This window comes from Methylobacterium sp. J-059, from assembly GCF_022829485.1.
Lineage (GTDB): Bacteria > Pseudomonadota > Alphaproteobacteria > Rhizobiales > Beijerinckiaceae > Methylobacterium.
This window is the reverse complement of the sequence record NZ_JAKSYA010000106.1, coordinates 1-14,133: the sequence shown is the minus strand read 5'-3', so window position 1 is coordinate 14,133 and position 14,133 is coordinate 1. Positions and strand designations below refer to the sequence as shown.

The 14,133-nt window shown below is 70.5% G+C and carries 14 protein-coding genes; 5 read left to right on the top strand and 9 right to left on the bottom strand.

Translation table 11 applies throughout. From position 1 onward, the window contains the following. Positions 1-39 precede the first annotated feature (39 nt). Positions 40-1,191, top strand: coding sequence for a hypothetical protein (locus MKK55_RS12745; RefSeq protein ID WP_243935046.1), 1,152 nt, complete (start codon positions 40-42; stop codon positions 1,189-1,191). 62 nt (positions 1,192-1,253) lie between these two features. Here the strand turns inward: MKK55_RS12745 and speG are convergent, their stop codons facing one another. The 3 genes from speG to apaG are packed head-to-tail and all read right to left on the bottom strand — an operon-like array spanning position 1,254 to position 3,421. Further along, a complete protein-coding gene (speG, locus tag MKK55_RS12740) occupies positions 1,254-1,820 on the bottom strand; it encodes a spermidine N1-acetyltransferase (protein WP_147844564.1) in 567 nt (188 codons plus the stop codon). Continuing rightward, positions 1,817-2,986 (bottom strand): acetylornithine deacetylase, encoded by a 1,170-nt coding sequence (gene argE, locus MKK55_RS12735; protein WP_147844563.1) that lies wholly within the window; start codon positions 2,984-2,986, stop codon positions 1,817-1,819. The genes speG and argE overlap by 4 nt, the downstream gene beginning before the upstream one ends. 42 nt (positions 2,987-3,028) lie before the next feature. Continuing rightward, entirely contained in the window at positions 3,029-3,421 is a 393-nt protein-coding gene (gene apaG / locus MKK55_RS12730; RefSeq protein WP_147729503.1) for a Co2+/Mg2+ efflux protein ApaG, read from the bottom strand. Positions 3,422-3,583: 162 nt separating this feature from the next. Here apaG and MKK55_RS12725 point away from each other — a divergent pair, with 162 nt between their 5' ends. Beyond that, positions 3,584-4,081, top strand: a complete 498-nt coding sequence (locus MKK55_RS12725; RefSeq protein WP_243935045.1) for a hypothetical protein — start codon at positions 3,584-3,586, stop codon at positions 4,079-4,081. 54 nt (positions 4,082-4,135) lie between these two features. Further along, a complete protein-coding gene (locus MKK55_RS12720) occupies positions 4,136-5,287 on the top strand; it encodes a 2'-deoxycytidine 5'-triphosphate deaminase (RefSeq protein WP_243935043.1) in 1,152 nt (383 codons plus the stop codon). 11 nt (positions 5,288-5,298) lie between these two features. Here the strand turns inward: MKK55_RS12720 and MKK55_RS12715 are convergent, their stop codons facing one another. The 6 genes from MKK55_RS12715 to MKK55_RS12690 all read right to left on the bottom strand — a co-directional run bounded on the left by MKK55_RS12715 (position 5,299) and on the right by MKK55_RS12690 (position 12,224). Then, on the bottom strand, positions 5,299-6,894 hold the full coding sequence (locus MKK55_RS12715) for a gamma-glutamyltransferase family protein (protein ID WP_243935041.1): 1,596 nt from the start codon (positions 6,892-6,894) through the stop codon (positions 5,299-5,301). A gap of 9 nt (positions 6,895-6,903) precedes the next feature. Continuing rightward, the gene (locus MKK55_RS12710; protein WP_243935039.1) at positions 6,904-7,818 is read right to left on the bottom strand and encodes an ABC transporter ATP-binding protein; all 915 of its coding nucleotides are present in this window, start codon (positions 7,816-7,818) and stop codon (positions 6,904-6,906) included. Then, positions 7,818-8,849 carry an ABC transporter ATP-binding protein gene (locus MKK55_RS12705; protein WP_147858752.1) on the bottom strand — a complete coding sequence of 344 codons (1,032 nt, stop codon included), beginning with the start codon at positions 8,847-8,849 and terminating at the stop codon, positions 7,818-7,820. Before MKK55_RS12705 ends, MKK55_RS12710 begins: the two co-directional genes overlap by 1 nt. A 5-nt stretch (positions 8,850-8,854) precedes the next feature. After that, positions 8,855-9,688: an ABC transporter permease gene (locus MKK55_RS12700; RefSeq protein ID WP_243935170.1), complete on the bottom strand. Its 834-nt coding sequence runs from the start codon at positions 9,686-9,688 to the stop codon at positions 8,855-8,857. Positions 9,689-9,774: 86 nt separating this feature from the next. Next, positions 9,775-10,719 (bottom strand): ABC transporter permease, encoded by a 945-nt coding sequence (locus tag MKK55_RS12695; RefSeq protein ID WP_147728789.1) that lies wholly within the window; start codon positions 10,717-10,719, stop codon positions 9,775-9,777. After that, the gene (locus tag MKK55_RS12690; protein ID WP_243935035.1) at positions 10,719-12,224 is read right to left on the bottom strand and encodes an ABC transporter substrate-binding protein; all 1,506 of its coding nucleotides are present in this window, start codon (positions 12,222-12,224) and stop codon (positions 10,719-10,721) included. Before MKK55_RS12690 ends, MKK55_RS12695 begins: the two co-directional genes overlap by 1 nt. Positions 12,225-12,851: 627 nt before the next feature. Between MKK55_RS12690 and MKK55_RS12685 the strand changes: the two genes are divergently transcribed. Together MKK55_RS12685 and MKK55_RS12680 are read left to right on the top strand one after the other, a co-directional pair. Continuing rightward, positions 12,852-13,817: a glycosyltransferase family 2 protein gene (locus tag MKK55_RS12685; RefSeq protein WP_243935034.1), complete on the top strand. Its 966-nt coding sequence runs from the start codon at positions 12,852-12,854 to the stop codon at positions 13,815-13,817. A 172-nt stretch (positions 13,818-13,989) separates the two neighbouring features. Further along, the coding region (locus MKK55_RS12680; protein ID WP_243934422.1) for an NAD-dependent epimerase/dehydratase family protein at positions 13,990-14,133 on the top strand (144 nt) is incomplete at its 3' end.

The following is a 14,133-nucleotide window of genomic DNA, read 5'->3' as shown; positions in this document are numbered from 1 at the left end:
CGGCGTTTCGATGCTTCCAAGAACGTCGGAGGAAGCATCATGAAAAGGATCGCCATCGGGCTCGCAGCCCTGCTGCTCAGCACGTCGGTCTACGCCCAGGGCGCGGCCGGAAACGCGGCCGGCGCCGGGCCGGGCCGCGCGAATACAGGTTCGACGGACGCGACCGGCGGACGGCCGGGCAGCGACCGCGCATCGGGCGCGTCGTCCGGCGGCCGGATGTCGGACACGCGGGGCGAGGCCCGGAACACGACCGCGGGGAACGGAACCGGCGGCCGCGAGAGCGGCCTGCAGGCCGGGCGGTCCGATCGCCAGGGCGCCGATCGTGCAGGAGCCGATCGTGGAGGAGCCGATCGTCAGGCCGCCGGCCGCGACGACCGGCGCGGCGCGGATCGGGCCGAGGGCCGCGGCGGCAACCGTGACGGGATGCACGAGAGCCGCGACCGGGCGGAGCGGAGCGGGCGCGAGGCGCGCAGCGAGCGGCGCGAGACCCGCACCGACTTCCGGTCCGAGCGGGTCGGCGGCGGCTTCCGGCGCGAGGGCCGGTTCGTGGTCGTCGGCGGCCAGCGCGTGGTGTACGGCTCGCCGGAGTATCGCCGCCTCGTCACGGTCGAGCGCCGGGGCGGCCCGCGGGTCCGCTACGTCACCATCCGCGGCCACCGCGTGCTGTACGGATCGCCGGAATACCGTCGCCTCGTCACGGTCCGCGAGACCGGTCCGCGCGAGCGCTACGTCACCATCCGCGGGCAGCGGGTGCTGTACGGATCGCCCGAGTACCGTCGCCTCAGCGTGACCACGACCGAGCGTCGCGGCGGCAGCGTCGACGTCGGCTTCCGCGGACAGGATCGCACGGACGTGCGGACCCGCTCCACCCGGACCGAGACCCGCGACGATCGCGGCTTCCGCAATGCCGACCGGCGCAACGCCGGCGAGCGCAACACGGGCGCCGACCGGGGATCCGAGCGCAACGCCGACCTGCGTCGGGGCCAGGATGCGCGCGGCGGCCAGGACAGGGGCGGCATCCGCAACGCTTCGGAGACGATGGGCGGCGGCAAGAGCGAAGACAGGGGTGGCGCCAACGGTGGCGTCAGGAGCGGGCGCGATGCCGGCATGACCGGCGGCTCGCCCGAGCGCGGCGGCGCGGGTGCCGCCACCCGCAACGGCCGCGACGGGGGCGGCGCCGGTCGCAATTGATCGGTCCAGTCGTGCGAACGGGGAGGGGCCGGCGACGGCGCCTCCCCGACCCGCCGCGCCGGTCAGCTCTTGAGCACCGGCTCGGCGATGTCGACGGCATGGCGGCCGGCGAGGTATTCCGGCTGGAACAGGCACATCCGCACGGCATCGCGGTAGCGGCCGTTCATGAAGAACTCGTCCCGCAGGATGCCCTCGGGGCGGAAGCCGCAGCTCTCGTAGATCCGCACGGCGCGGGCATTGTCCTTGTCCACGTGCAGGTAGAGCTTGTGGATGTTGAGCACGCTGAAGGCGTAGTCCATTGCGATCCGCGTCGCCTGGCGGGCGAAGCCCCGGCCCTGGAAGCCCGGATGGATCGCGATCTGGAACTCGCAGCGCCGGTGCAGGTGGTTGATCTCAACGAGCTCGACGAGGCCGGCCGGATGCCCGTTCAGCGTCGCGATGATGAAGCGCCGCTCGGTCTGGTTGTGGATGTTGCGCTCGTAGAGCTGCGCCAGCTCGGCGAAGGACTCGTAGGCCTCCTCGAACCAGTAGCGCATGATGCTGTCGTTGTTGTTGAGCTGATGCACGAACATCAGGTCCTCGCGCTCCAGCGGGCGGAGCTTGACCCTGTCGGGGACGGTCTCGTTCATGCGGCGCAGGCCTCGATCAAGCGGCGGAGGAACGCCTCGCCCTGGCCGAGCGCGGCCAGCGTGATGAACTCGTCCGGCTGGTGGGCCTGGTCGATCGAGCCCGGCCCGCAGACCACGGTCGGGATGCCCGCCTGCTGGAAGCGCCCGGCCTCGGTGGCGTAGGGCATCGACACGGTGCGGTTGCGGTTGGCCAGCCGCAGCGCCAGCCGCTCGGCCTCGGAGCCGGGCTCCGGCAGCAGGCCGGGGATCGCGATCTCCTCGACGGTCTCGATCCGGCCGAACGCGCCGTAGCGGTTCAGGCGCTCGCGGGTCACCGCCTCGGCCTTGGCCTGGAATAGGCGCGGGATCTCCGCCATGTCGAGGTCGGGCAGGCCGCGGAACTCCCAGTGGAAGGCGCATTCCTTGGGCAGGATGTTGCGGGCGGTGCCGCCGTGGATCGTGCCGACATGCACGGTGGTGCTGGGCGGATCGAACCGGCCCGACGCGTCGCCCCGGGCGATCATCCGGTCGGCGATGGCGTTCAGCCCGGAGACGAGGTCGCAGGCCGCCATCACGGCGTTGGCCCCGAGCATCGGCTTGGCCGAATGCGCCTCGTGGCCGTGCACCGTGGTGTGGAAGGTGACGATGCTCTTGTGCGCATCGGCGACCTCGAGGTCGGTCGGCTCGCCGACGATCACCGCGCCCGGCCGCGGCAGGTCGACGCCGAAGCGGGCGATCGCGTCCATCACGCCGAGGCAGGTGGTCTCCTCGTCGTAGGAGAGCAGGATGTGGATCGGGCGCTTGAGGCCGGCCGCGAGGCAGTCCGGCACCAGCGCCAGGGCGGTGGCGCAGAACCCCTTCATGTCGACCGCGCCGCGGCCGTAGGCCCGGCCGTCGGCGACGCGCAGGGTGAACGGGTCGGCGGTCCAGGCCTGTCCCGCGACCGGGACGACGTCGGTGTGCCCCGACAGCACGACGCCGCCGTCGACCTGCGGCCCGATCGTGGCGAAGAGCGCGGCACGGTCGCCGGCCGCGTTCGGGATGCGGAGGTGCGGGACGCCCCAGCCGTCGAGATAGGCGGCGACCCAGTCGATCAGGTCGAGATTCGGCTTCGAGCTTTCGGTGTCGAAGCCGACGAGGTGGGCGAGGATGTCGAGCGGGGTCAGCCGCTCGCCGGAACCGGGCATCGCTTGGTGTCCTGGGCGGGCCGCCGGCCTGCCCGGCTCGAATCAGTGCAGGCTGCGGCGGATATGCGGGCTGTCGAGCGAGAAGGCCGGGATCTCGGCCTCGAAGCTCTCGCCCGCGACCGTGGCCATGGTGTAGCTCCCCGCCATCAGCCCGTCCGGCGTGGTGAGCGGGCAGCCGCTGGTGTAGCAGAACGACTCGCCCGGCTCCAGCACCGGCTGCTTGCCGACGACGCCGGCGCCGCGCACCTCCTGGCACTCGCCGCGCCCGTCGATGATGCGCCAATGGCGGGAGCGGAGCTGCACCTGCTCGGCGCCGTTGTTCACGATCTCAACGGTGTAGGCGAAGAAGTACCGGCTCTCTCCCGGCGAGGATTCCTCCTCGACGAAGCGCGGATTGACGGTCACGCTGATTCCGCGCGTCTCGGCCTTGTACATCGTCCCTAATTGTCCTCTTCAGCGGCGCTCGAGTTCGGTCTAGCTCGGGTCTAGACGGCTCGAAGCCGCTTTTCGATGCGTCATTCAACGTGGTAGTTGCCGGAAGAATTCCCGTCAATTGCGGCGGAGTACGTCGCGGCTGGCGGCAGGAACGGGGCCGGCATGGTCGAAGCGTGGGTGTGCCATCTGAGGTCGCTTCGGCGCGGGGGGGACGTTCGGCTCTCGGCAGCGGCGCTCGCCCACGTGGCGGCCTGGGCGACGCTGCTCGCCCTTGCGGGCTTTTCCGCGTGGCGCGATCCGGCCGCCAACCTCCTGCCCGCGGCGGCGCTCGCGGCCGCGCTGATCCTCGACGGGACCGGGCGGATCGCGGCGGCCGTCATCGCCGGCCGGGCGGGACCCGATCCGCGGCTCGCCGGCCTGCCCTCGCTGGTGCTCGGCGTCGGCGGCACGGTCGGCCTCGTCGCCGGCGCGGCCGCGCTGCTCGTGTTTCCGCGCGCGGTCCCGGTGCTGGCGAGCGCGCTCGCCGGCCTGGTCGCGATCGGCGCCCTGGCCCGGCTCGCCCTGATCCGGATCGTCCTCGCCCTGCCCGGCGACGAGCCCGCCGCCCTCCCGGCGGAGGCGCGCGCGACCTCGGTCCGCCCCCCCTTAAGCCGACGTTAGGCGCTTTGCTCGAAAACGGCCGATGGTGACGGCCGGACGGGACGCGCGAGAGACATGAGCACGACGCCGAGCCCTTCGGTCGAGACCGGCCCTTCGGTCGCGGCAGGCACCGCCACGGGGCAGGGCGCCCCGCGCGACGGCATCCTGTCGGGCGAGGGCATCGCCGCCCTGGCGCGGGCGGGCGGCATCCTGCCGGCCTCGGCCTTCGCCGCCGACCAGATCCAGCCGGCGAGCCTCGACCTGCGCCTCGGGGCGCGGGCCTGGCGCGTGCGCACCAGCTTCCTGCCGGGCGCGGCGCGGGCGGTCTCGGCCTGCGTCGAGCGGCTGGCGTTCCACGAGATCGACCTGCGGCCCGGCGCGGTCCTGGAGACCGGCTGCGTCTACATCGCCGAGCTGCAGGAATCCCTGGCGCTGCCCGAGGACCTCGCGGCGGCGGCCAACCCCAAGAGCTCCACCGGGCGGATCGACGTGTTCACCCGCGTCATCACCGACCGGGCGGAAGCGTTCGACCAGGTCGGGGCCGGCTATCGCGGGCCGCTCTACGCCGAGATCTCGCCGCGCACCTTCCCGGTCCTGGTCCGCACCGGCTCGCGCCTGTCGCAGATCCGCTTCCGACGCGGCATCGTGCGGCTGCGCGACGACGAGCTGGTCGCGCTGCACGCGCGCGCGCCGCTGGTGACCGCGGCGGCGCCGTCCTTCCAGGGGGGCGTCGCCGTCTCGGTCGATCTCGCCGGGTTCGACGGGCTGATCGGCTACCGGGCCAAGCGCCATACCGGCCTCGTGGACGTCGACGCGCCCGGGCGCCACGCGGCGGCCGAGTTCTGGGAGCCGCTGCCGGCCGACGGGTCCGGGTCGCTGATCCTCGATCCCGGCCAGTTCTACATCCTGGCCTCGAAGGAATCGGTGCAGGTGCCGCCCGACCACGCCGCCGAGATGGTGCCGTTCGACCCGCTCGTCGGCGAGTTCCGGGTGCATTACGCCGGCTTCTTCGATCCCGGCTTCGGCTATGCCGGCGCCGGCGGCACTGGCGCGCGCGCGGTGCTGGAGGTCCGCTCCCGCGACGTGCCGTTCCTGCTCGAGGACGGCCAGATCGTCGGCCGGCTCGTCTACGAGCGCATGGAGGCGGTGCCGCTGATGCTCTACGGCGCCGGCGCCGGCTCGAACTATCAGGCGCAAGGGCTGAAGCTGTCCAAGCACTTCGCCTGAAGCGCCCGGACTCAGTATCCCAGCGCGCTGCCGTCCTTGCGCGGGTCCGAGCCGGCCGACAGCATGCCGGCTGCGCGGTCGATCCAGATCACCTGCCCGCCGCCGAGGGGGAGGGGAGCGGCGACCGCGTCGTGGCCGCGGTCCCTCAGGCCGCCGACGAGGCCGGAAAGGCCGCCCTCGACCTCGAGCGTGCCGCCGTAGGCGAAGCTGCGCGGCGCATCGAGCGCCTCCTGCGGATCGAGGCCGCGGTCGATCAGGCCGGTCAGCAGCTCGACATGGCCCATCGCCTGGTAGTGCCCGCCCATCACGCCGAAGGGCGCGACCGCGCGGCCGTCCCGCATCAGCATGCCGGGGATGATCGTGTGCATCGGGCGCTTGGACGGGCCGATCGTGTTGGGGTGGCCGGCCTCCGTGCGGAACGACAGGCCGCGGTTGTGCAGCAGCACGCCGCTCGACGGCCCGAGGATGCCCGAGCCGAAGCCCTGGAAGATCGAGTTGATCAGCGAGATCGCGTTGCCGTCCCGGTCGACCACGCAGAGGTAGACCGTGTCCTTGTGCGCGCGGGCCGCGAGCTCGGCGCGGATCTCGGGATAGAGCACCGGCGCCTGCGCGCGGGCCATGTCGATCGCCCCGTGGGCGGCCGCCTGCCACGCGTCGGAGAGCAGGTGCTCGACCGGGATCGCCTGGAGTTCGGGATCGCCGAACAGGGCGTCGCGGTGGTGGTAGCCCTGCTTGCACGCCTCCGCGAACAGGTGGACCCGGTCGAGGTCGGAGAGCCCGGCGACGTCGAAGGGCTTCAGCACGTTGAGCATCATCAGCGCCGCCAGACCCTGCCCGGCGGGCGGGCATTCGTAGACGTCGTAGCCGCGGTAGCGGGTGCTGATCGGGGTGACGACGTCCGGCGCGGCGCTCGCGAAATCCTCCAGGGTGTGGAGGCCGCCGCGCTCGCGCAGGCGGCTCACGAGGTCCTCGGCCACCGGCCCCTCGTAGAAGCCGCGCGCGCCCTCGCCGGCGATCCGCCGGAGGGTGGCGGCCAGCTTCTCGAGCCGCACCACGGTGCCGACCGCCGGCGCCCGGCCGTCGATCAGGTAGGTCGCCGCCGCGTGCGGATCGCTGGCGACCCGGCCGATGCTGCGCGCCCAGTCCCACCCGACCCGCGGCTGAACGGGAAAGCCGTCCTCGGCCAGCCGGATCGCCGGCTGCAGCAGCTCGCCGAGGGAGCGGGTGCCGTGGTCCTCGACGAGCCTCTGCCACGCCGCCACCGCGCCGGGCACGGTCACCGCATGCGCGGAATCGGGCTCGATCGCGACGCCGTTCTCGCGGTACCACGCGTCGTCGGCGGCCGCCGGGCTGCGGCCGGAGCCGTCGATCGCGATCGGCACCGACGCGCCGTTGGGCGCATACAGGGCGAAGCAGTCGCCGCCGATGCCGGTCATCAGCGGGTCGACGACGCATTGCACCGCCACCGCGGCGATCGCCGCGTCGACGGCGTTGCCGCCCGCGCGCAGAGTCTCGATCGCCACCAGCGTCGAGGCCGGGTGCGAGGTCGCGACCGCGGCGTTGGCGGCGTAGACGGGCGAGCGGCCCGGTCCCTCGAAGTTCCTCATGGGCGATCCTCAGCTTCTCGTGGCGACCCAGTGGCCGGGCGCGACCTCGACGAGGTCGCCGCCCTCGGCGATGGGGGAGGCGGGCCGGGCCTGCTCCGCGGCGAGGCGGGCGCGCTCGGCGGCCGGGTCGGGCACCGGCACGGCGCCGAGCAGGCGCCGCGTGTAGGGATGGCGCGGGTCGTCGTAGAGCGCGTCGCTCTCGGCCAGCTCGACGATGCGGCCGCGCCAGAGCACGGCGACCCGGTGGCAGAGATAGCGCACCATGCGCAGGTCGTGGGAGATGAACAGGTAGGACAGCCCCAGCTCGGCCTGCAGGTCCTGCAGCAGGTTGACCACCTGCGCCTGGATCGAGACGTCGAGCGCCGCGATCGGCTCGTCGGCGACGATGAAGCTCGGCTTGAGCGCGATGGCGCGGGCGATGCAGATGCGCTGGCGCTGGCCGCCGGAGAACTGGTGCGGGAACCGCCCGGCGAAGCGCGGCTCCAGCCCGACCCGCTCGAACAGCCCGGCCACCGCCGCGCGGCGCTCGGCCCGGCCCATCTCGGGCCGGTGCAGCTTGAACGCCTCGGAGACGTAGTCGCCGACGCTCATCCGCGGGTTGAGCGCGGCGTAGGGGTCCTGGAACACGGTCTGGATGCGGGCGCGCATGCCGCGCATCGCTCGCGGCGAGAGCTTGGCGAGGTCCGTGCCCTCGAAGGCGACGGTGCCCGCGGTCGGCGGGTTCAGCATCGTCACGGCACGGCCGATGGTCGACTTGCCCGAGCCGGATTCGCCGACGAGCCCCAGCGTCTCGCCGGCGCGGATGTCGAAGCTGACGTCCTCGACCGCCCGGAACACCGAGGCCTTGCCGCCCCACCACGAGCGCAGGGGATAGTGCTTCGAGAGGTTGCGCACCGAGACGATCGGATAGTCCGGGGCCCGCATCACCGTGCCTCCTCCGCTTCGCGCGCCAGGATCGCCGGAAGGTCGTACCAGGCCGCGACGAGGTGGCCGGGCGCGGCGCCGGCGGCCTGGACGAGCGGCGGCGCCTCGGTGCGGCAGCGGGGGGTGGCGTAGGCGTTGCGCGGCGCGAACGGGTCGCCGGGCGGGGGGGCGCGCATGTCGGGCGGCGCGCCCTCGATCTGGCGCAGGCGCCCGCGCCCGGCCCGGCCGCGGGTGAGGTCGGGGAGCGAGCGCAGCAGGCCGAGGGTGTAGGCGCTGCGCGGGTCGGCGAAGATGTCGTCCACCGGCCCGCGCTCGAGGATGCGGCCGGCATACATCACCTGCACCGTGTCGCTGATGCCGGCGACCACCCCGAGGTCGTGGGTGATCCAGATGATCGCCATGCCGATCTCGCGCTTCAGCTCCTGCACCAGGGCGACGATCTCGGCCTGCACCGTGACGTCGAGCGCCGTCGTCGCCTCGTCCGCGATGAGGAGCTTCGGGCGGCAGGCGATCCCGATGGCGATCATCACGCGCTGGCGCTGGCCGCCGGAGAACTCGTGCGGGTACTGGTCGAGGCGGCCGGCCGCGTTCGGGATGCGGACGAGGTCGAGCAGCTCCCGCGCACGCCGGCGCGCCGCGCGGGCGTCGAGGCCGAGATGGATGCGCAGCGGCTCGACGATCTGCGCCGCCACGGTCATGCCGGGGTTGAGCGAGCTCATCGGGTCCTGGAACACGAACCCGATCTCGCCGCCGCGGACTTTTCGGAGCGCCTTCTCGGGCAGGGTGAGCAGGTCGCGGCCCCGGAACAGCACCTGACCGCCGGTGATCCGGCCGGGGGGCCGCGGGATCAGGCCGAGCATGGCCAGCACGTGCACGCTCTTGCCGGAGCCCGATTCGCCGACGATGCCGAGCGTCTCGCCCTCGCGGAGCGCGTACGAGACGCCGTTGACGGCGTGGACCGCGCCGCCGTCGGTGTCGAAGGCGACGGCGAGGTCGCGGACCTCGAGCAGGGGCGTTTCGAGACGCGGCATGTCGCTCATGTGCGGCCCCGCGGATCCAGCGCGTCGCGCAGCCCGTCGCCGAGCAGGTTGAAGCCGAGCACGGCGAGGAAGATCGACAGGCCGGGCCAGATCGCCATCCACGGCGCCTGGTCGAGGAAGTTCTTGGCGACGTTGAGCATCGCGCCCCAGCTCGGCTCGGGGGGCTGCTGGCCGAGCCCGAGGAAGGACAGGCTCGCCTCGGCGATGATCGCCGCGGCGATGGTCAGCGTCGCCTGGACCAGGATCGCCGGCACGATGTTGGGCAGGATGTGCACCAGCGCGATCCGCCAGGGCGGGTTGCCGACCGAGCGCGCCGCCTCGACGAACTCCTCCGCCGCCACCGCCTGGACCTGCACGCGGGTGAGCCGGACGAAGGTCGAGGTCGCCGAGAGGCCGATCGCCACCATCGCGTTGGTCAGGCTCGGGCCGAGGAAGGCCGCGAGCGCGATCGCCAGGATCAGGAACGGGATCGCCAGGAGCGCATCGGTGAGCCGCATGATCGCGCCGTCGACCCAGCCGCCGGCATAGCCGGCGACGAGCCCGAGCGGCAGGCCGAGCGAGACCGCGAGCGCCACCGAGACGAGGCCGGCGCCGAGCGAGGCCCGCGCCCCGTAGACGATGCGGGCCAGCACGTCGCGCCCGACCTCGTCGCCGCCGAACGGGTGGGCCAGCGACGGCGCGGCGCGCACCGCGCCCCAATCGGTCGCCGTCGGGTCGTAGGGCGCGATCCATCCGGCGAACGCCGCCATCAGCACCAGCCCGACGACGATGGCGAGCCCGACGACCGCGCTCCGCCGCGCCCGCAGCCGGCGCCAGAAGGCGCCGAGCATGCCGGGCTCGCGCGGGAGGGGCACCGCTCGTCCCCCCGCCACGGAGGGGGACGGCAACAGCGCGGCGGCGTCGCGATCCATCCCGCTCATGCCCGCCTCAGCTTCGGGTTGACCACGGCCGCCAGCACATCCGCCGCGAGGTTGAGGCCGACATAGGTGGCGGCGGTGCAGATCACGACGCCCTGCACGGTGGCGAAGTCGCGGTTGAACACCGCGTCGACCATCAGCTTGCCGAAGCCCGGCACCGAGAAGATCTGCTCGGTGAGCACCGCGCCGGACAGGAGCTGCCCGAACTCGAGGGCGCCGAGCGTGATGATCGGGATCGCGGCGTTGGGCAGCGCGTGGCGCAGCACCAGGCGCAGCGGCGAGACGCCCTTGGCGCGGGCCGTGCGGACGTAGTCGGAGCCGAGCACGCCGAGCATCGCCGCCCGGGTGTGGCGCATCATCACCGCGCTGATCGCGTTGCCGAGCACGAAGGCCGGCATCGCCATCGCCTTGAGGTTCTCCCACAGGCTCTCCGAGGGCGGGACGTAGCCGGAGGCCGGCAGCCATCCGAGCTGCACCGAGAACAGCAGGATCATCAGGATGCCGAGCCAGAAGTTCGGGATCGACAGGCCCCAGAGCGCGACGCCGTTGGCCAAGGTGTCGGCCCAGGTGCCGCGGCGGGCGGCCGAGACGATGCCCATCGGCACGCCGATGGCCAGGGCCACCAGCATGGCGAGGCAGGCGAGCTCGAGCGTCACCGGCAGCTTCTCGAGGACGAGTTCCGAGACCGGCTTCTGCAGGCGGATCGACTCGCCGAGGTCGCCGGTCAGGACGCCCGCCGCCCAGTAGCCGTAGCGGACGGGGAGCGCCCGATCGAGGTGATACTTCTCGCGGATGAACGCGATCACCTCCGGGTCGCGCTCCTCGCCGGAGAGCGCGGTCGCGGTGTCGCCCGGCAGCAATTGCTGCAGGGCGAAGATGATCATGGAGGCGAGGACGAGCGTCGGGACCGCGAGCGCCAGGCGGCGGGCGAGGAAGCGCAGCATCAGTTCAGCTTGAGCCCGGTGAAGCGCGCCAGCCCGTCCGGGTAGGCGACGAAGCCCGAGAGCTTCTTGGTGTAGGCCCAGAGCAGCTTGCGGTGCAGCAGGTAGAGGCCCGGGCGGTCGTTCAGGACCCGGTCGGCAAGCTGCTTCCAGGCGGCCTGCCGCTTCTGTGGGTCGACGGTGCCGCGCTCGGCCTGGAGCGCCGCGTCGGCCTCGGCGTTGCAGTAGCGGCTGTAGTTCAGCGGCGTCTTGCAGCCGAGGAAGCTGAAGGTGTTGCCGTCGGGGTCCGGTCGCCCGGACCAGGAATACAGGTAGGCCTCGAAGTTGCCCTTGTCGGCCATGTCGAGCAGCGTGGTGAAGTCGGCGGCCTGGATCCGGATGTCGAAGCCGGCCTCCCTGGCCATCGCCTGGATCACCTGCCCGACCTGCGGCGCCTCGCTGTTGGCGTAGACCGAGAGCGTGATCTGGGGTTTCGGCTGCCCGGCCTCGGCGAGCAGGGCCTTCGCCTTGGCGACGTCGCGCTTGGGCACCGGGTATTCGGACACGTAGCTCGGGTGCTTGGGCGAGACCCACTGGTTGCCGGGCAGGAACTCGCCGTTGAACACCACTTGGTTGAGGGCGTTGCGGTCGATCGACAGGTCGAGCGCGTGGCGCACCTTCGGGTCGGCAAGCGGCGAGCCGGCCTTGGCGGGGTTCAACAGGATCTCCTGGAAGCCGAGCTCGTAAACCGATCCGAGCGCGAGCTTGGCGTCGCGGCTGACCTGGGGGACGTCGGTCGGCGCCAGGCGCTCGAGCAGGTCGAGCTGGCCGGCGCGCAGGTTGGTCAGCCGCACGGTGGCGTCGGGGATCGGGCGGAACTCGATCCGCTGGATCTGGATCTGGTCCTTGTTCCAGTAATCGGGAAAGCGCTCGACCACGATCCGGTCCTGCGGCACCCGCTCGACGAACCTGAAGGGGCCCGCGCAGACCGGCGCCGTCGAGAACTTGTCGCCGAGCCGCTCGGCGGCCTTGGGCGAGACCATCATCCCGGCCCGATCCGTGAACTGGGCGATCAGCGGCGCGAACGGCGTCTTCAGGTTGATCTTGAAGGTCAGGTCGTCGACCACCTCGACGGTGTCGATCGGCGCGATCTCGCCGCGGCGCTGCGAGCCCGGCATCTTGAGGTGCCGCTCGATCGAGAACTTCGCCGCCGCCGCGTTCAGCGGCTCGCCGTCATGGAACCTCACCCCCGGCCGCAGGTGCATGGTCAGGGTCTTCTCGTCGGGCGAAAGCTCCCATTGCGTGGCGAGCTGCGGCACCGGCTTCAGGTCGGGCCCGATGTCGACGAGCTTGTCGCAGAGCGCGGCGAAGACCATGCGGCTGGCGAACGTCCGCGCCAGCGTCGGATCGAGGGCGTCGGGGTCCTCCATCATGCCGTAGCGCAGGGTCTGCGCCGAGAGGACCGTGGACGAGAGCGGCAGGGAGACGAGCAGGCCCGCGATCAGGCAGGCGGCCGACAGACGCGACATCAGGACTTCCCGGGACGGACCAGAGTTTCGAGGCGGATGAGCGGAGCGTGGGCCGATGCACGGGATCAGGCAACCCCAAGCTGGCATTTCGCATTCCAGGCACCATCCGTGCCACCAACCGTTGCCGGTCGTTTCCGGGCGGCCGATCGGAGGCCGTATCGATCTCGATCCGCACGGCCTCGTCCTCGTCGACCAGACGGCGGCCGCCACCGACAGGCTCCGAGGCTCCGGTCGACGCCTCCGCGTGGTGCGCTGCCGCATCTGCGTGCCGCACGGGCACGACGAGACCGCCACCGCCGCCCTCCCAAAGACTCTGAAAGCCCTTCCACCTAGCATGGCCGGAAACGACCTTGGGAGGTCTCTGGATCGGTGCACGCGGTTTGCCGGATCGCAGGATCGCAGCGCTTCGATCGACCCGTATCCTTCGGGCTAGATCGAAAGGCGTACGCGGCCTCTCCTGAAAATCTGTCATCTCGTCGAGGATTCAGCCTACCGTCAGGCTGGAAGATCGACGTGACCCATTGCAAATCTTGATCTGCTTTATTTCATGGTCACGCAATATAGAGCGATTATATTTCTTTCAAGATTGTCTTTCGTCTGCTCGAAGATGCGGACTCGGAGGTATCGATGTCGGTGACAGTCATAGTGCCAACCCATAACCGCGCCAAGTACATAGAGGCGTGCATCGGAAGCGTGTTGGCGCAATCCCACGAGGACTTCGAGCTGATCGTCGTCGATGACGCGTCGACCGATGGGACCCATGAGATCCTCGCGGCTCTCGCCAAGAAGGATGCGAGGATCCGTTTGTTGCGTCACCCGACGAACAGGGGCGGTCCTGCCGCCAGGAACTTGGGGCTGTCGCTTGCGAAATACGATCTGATTGCCTGCATGGACGACGACGACATCATGCTTCCGGACAGGCTGAAATCGCAAATCCGATTCATGGAAGAAAACCCGGACGTCAGCGTTCTGAGCTCGGCAGCATACATGATCGATGTCGACAACAAGATCATCGGAAAGAGCGTCCCGACCATTGATATGGAACGTGGGCTTGCAAGAAAAGACCCGGGCCTCATCGTCAATATCATCCATCCGACCGCGATGTATCGGCGCGATGTCGTTCTCGGCTTGGGCGGCTATCGGAACCATCTTCTCGATGATCGAGACTTGTGGGGGCGAATGGCGACCGCGGGCTTCAAGATCGCCGTGTCGCCCGAGCCTGTCTTGATGCATCGCCGGCATAGCAGCATCATGACGACGCGGATCAACGAGATCTTCGAAAACGGAGATTTCATCGATTTCAACATGATCAGGCGCCTGAACGGCAACACGGAAATAAGCTTGGAACAATATAGGGAAATGCTTCGCTCGCAATCGATCTGGAAAAAATGCCGCAATTGGAGATTGAAGAGATCCGCTATCGCTTACAGAATAGCGACCCTGCACTACAGCAGCGGAAATTGGCTTCCGTTCATGAAAAACCTGGCCGTAGCGATTTCGCTCAGCCCGTCAAAGTACGTCGTGCGAACGATCGCGAAAAAGGGAAAATACCTGCTCAGAAAATCGACCCCCAAGCATATTCTACCGGCTTGAGATAATCTTTGTCATAAGAATCTACGACGCCGGATCATGATGCATCGTTGTTCTTTGCGCATCGCGCGGCGTCATTTCAGACTCATATCTCAGTGCAAGCTACCGAAGATGAAATCGGTGCTGCCGACGCGCTATTTCACCTGAAGCGTCGGAGCAGCTGACGGAGGCCGACATCCGCATCCTGGTGACCGGCGGCTGCGGCTTCATCGGCTCCGCCCTCGTGCTCCACCTGGTGCGCGACCTCGGCCACGACGTGCTGACGCTGGACGCGCTGACCTACGCGGCCAACCCGGTGTCGCTGGCGCCCCTCGCCGAG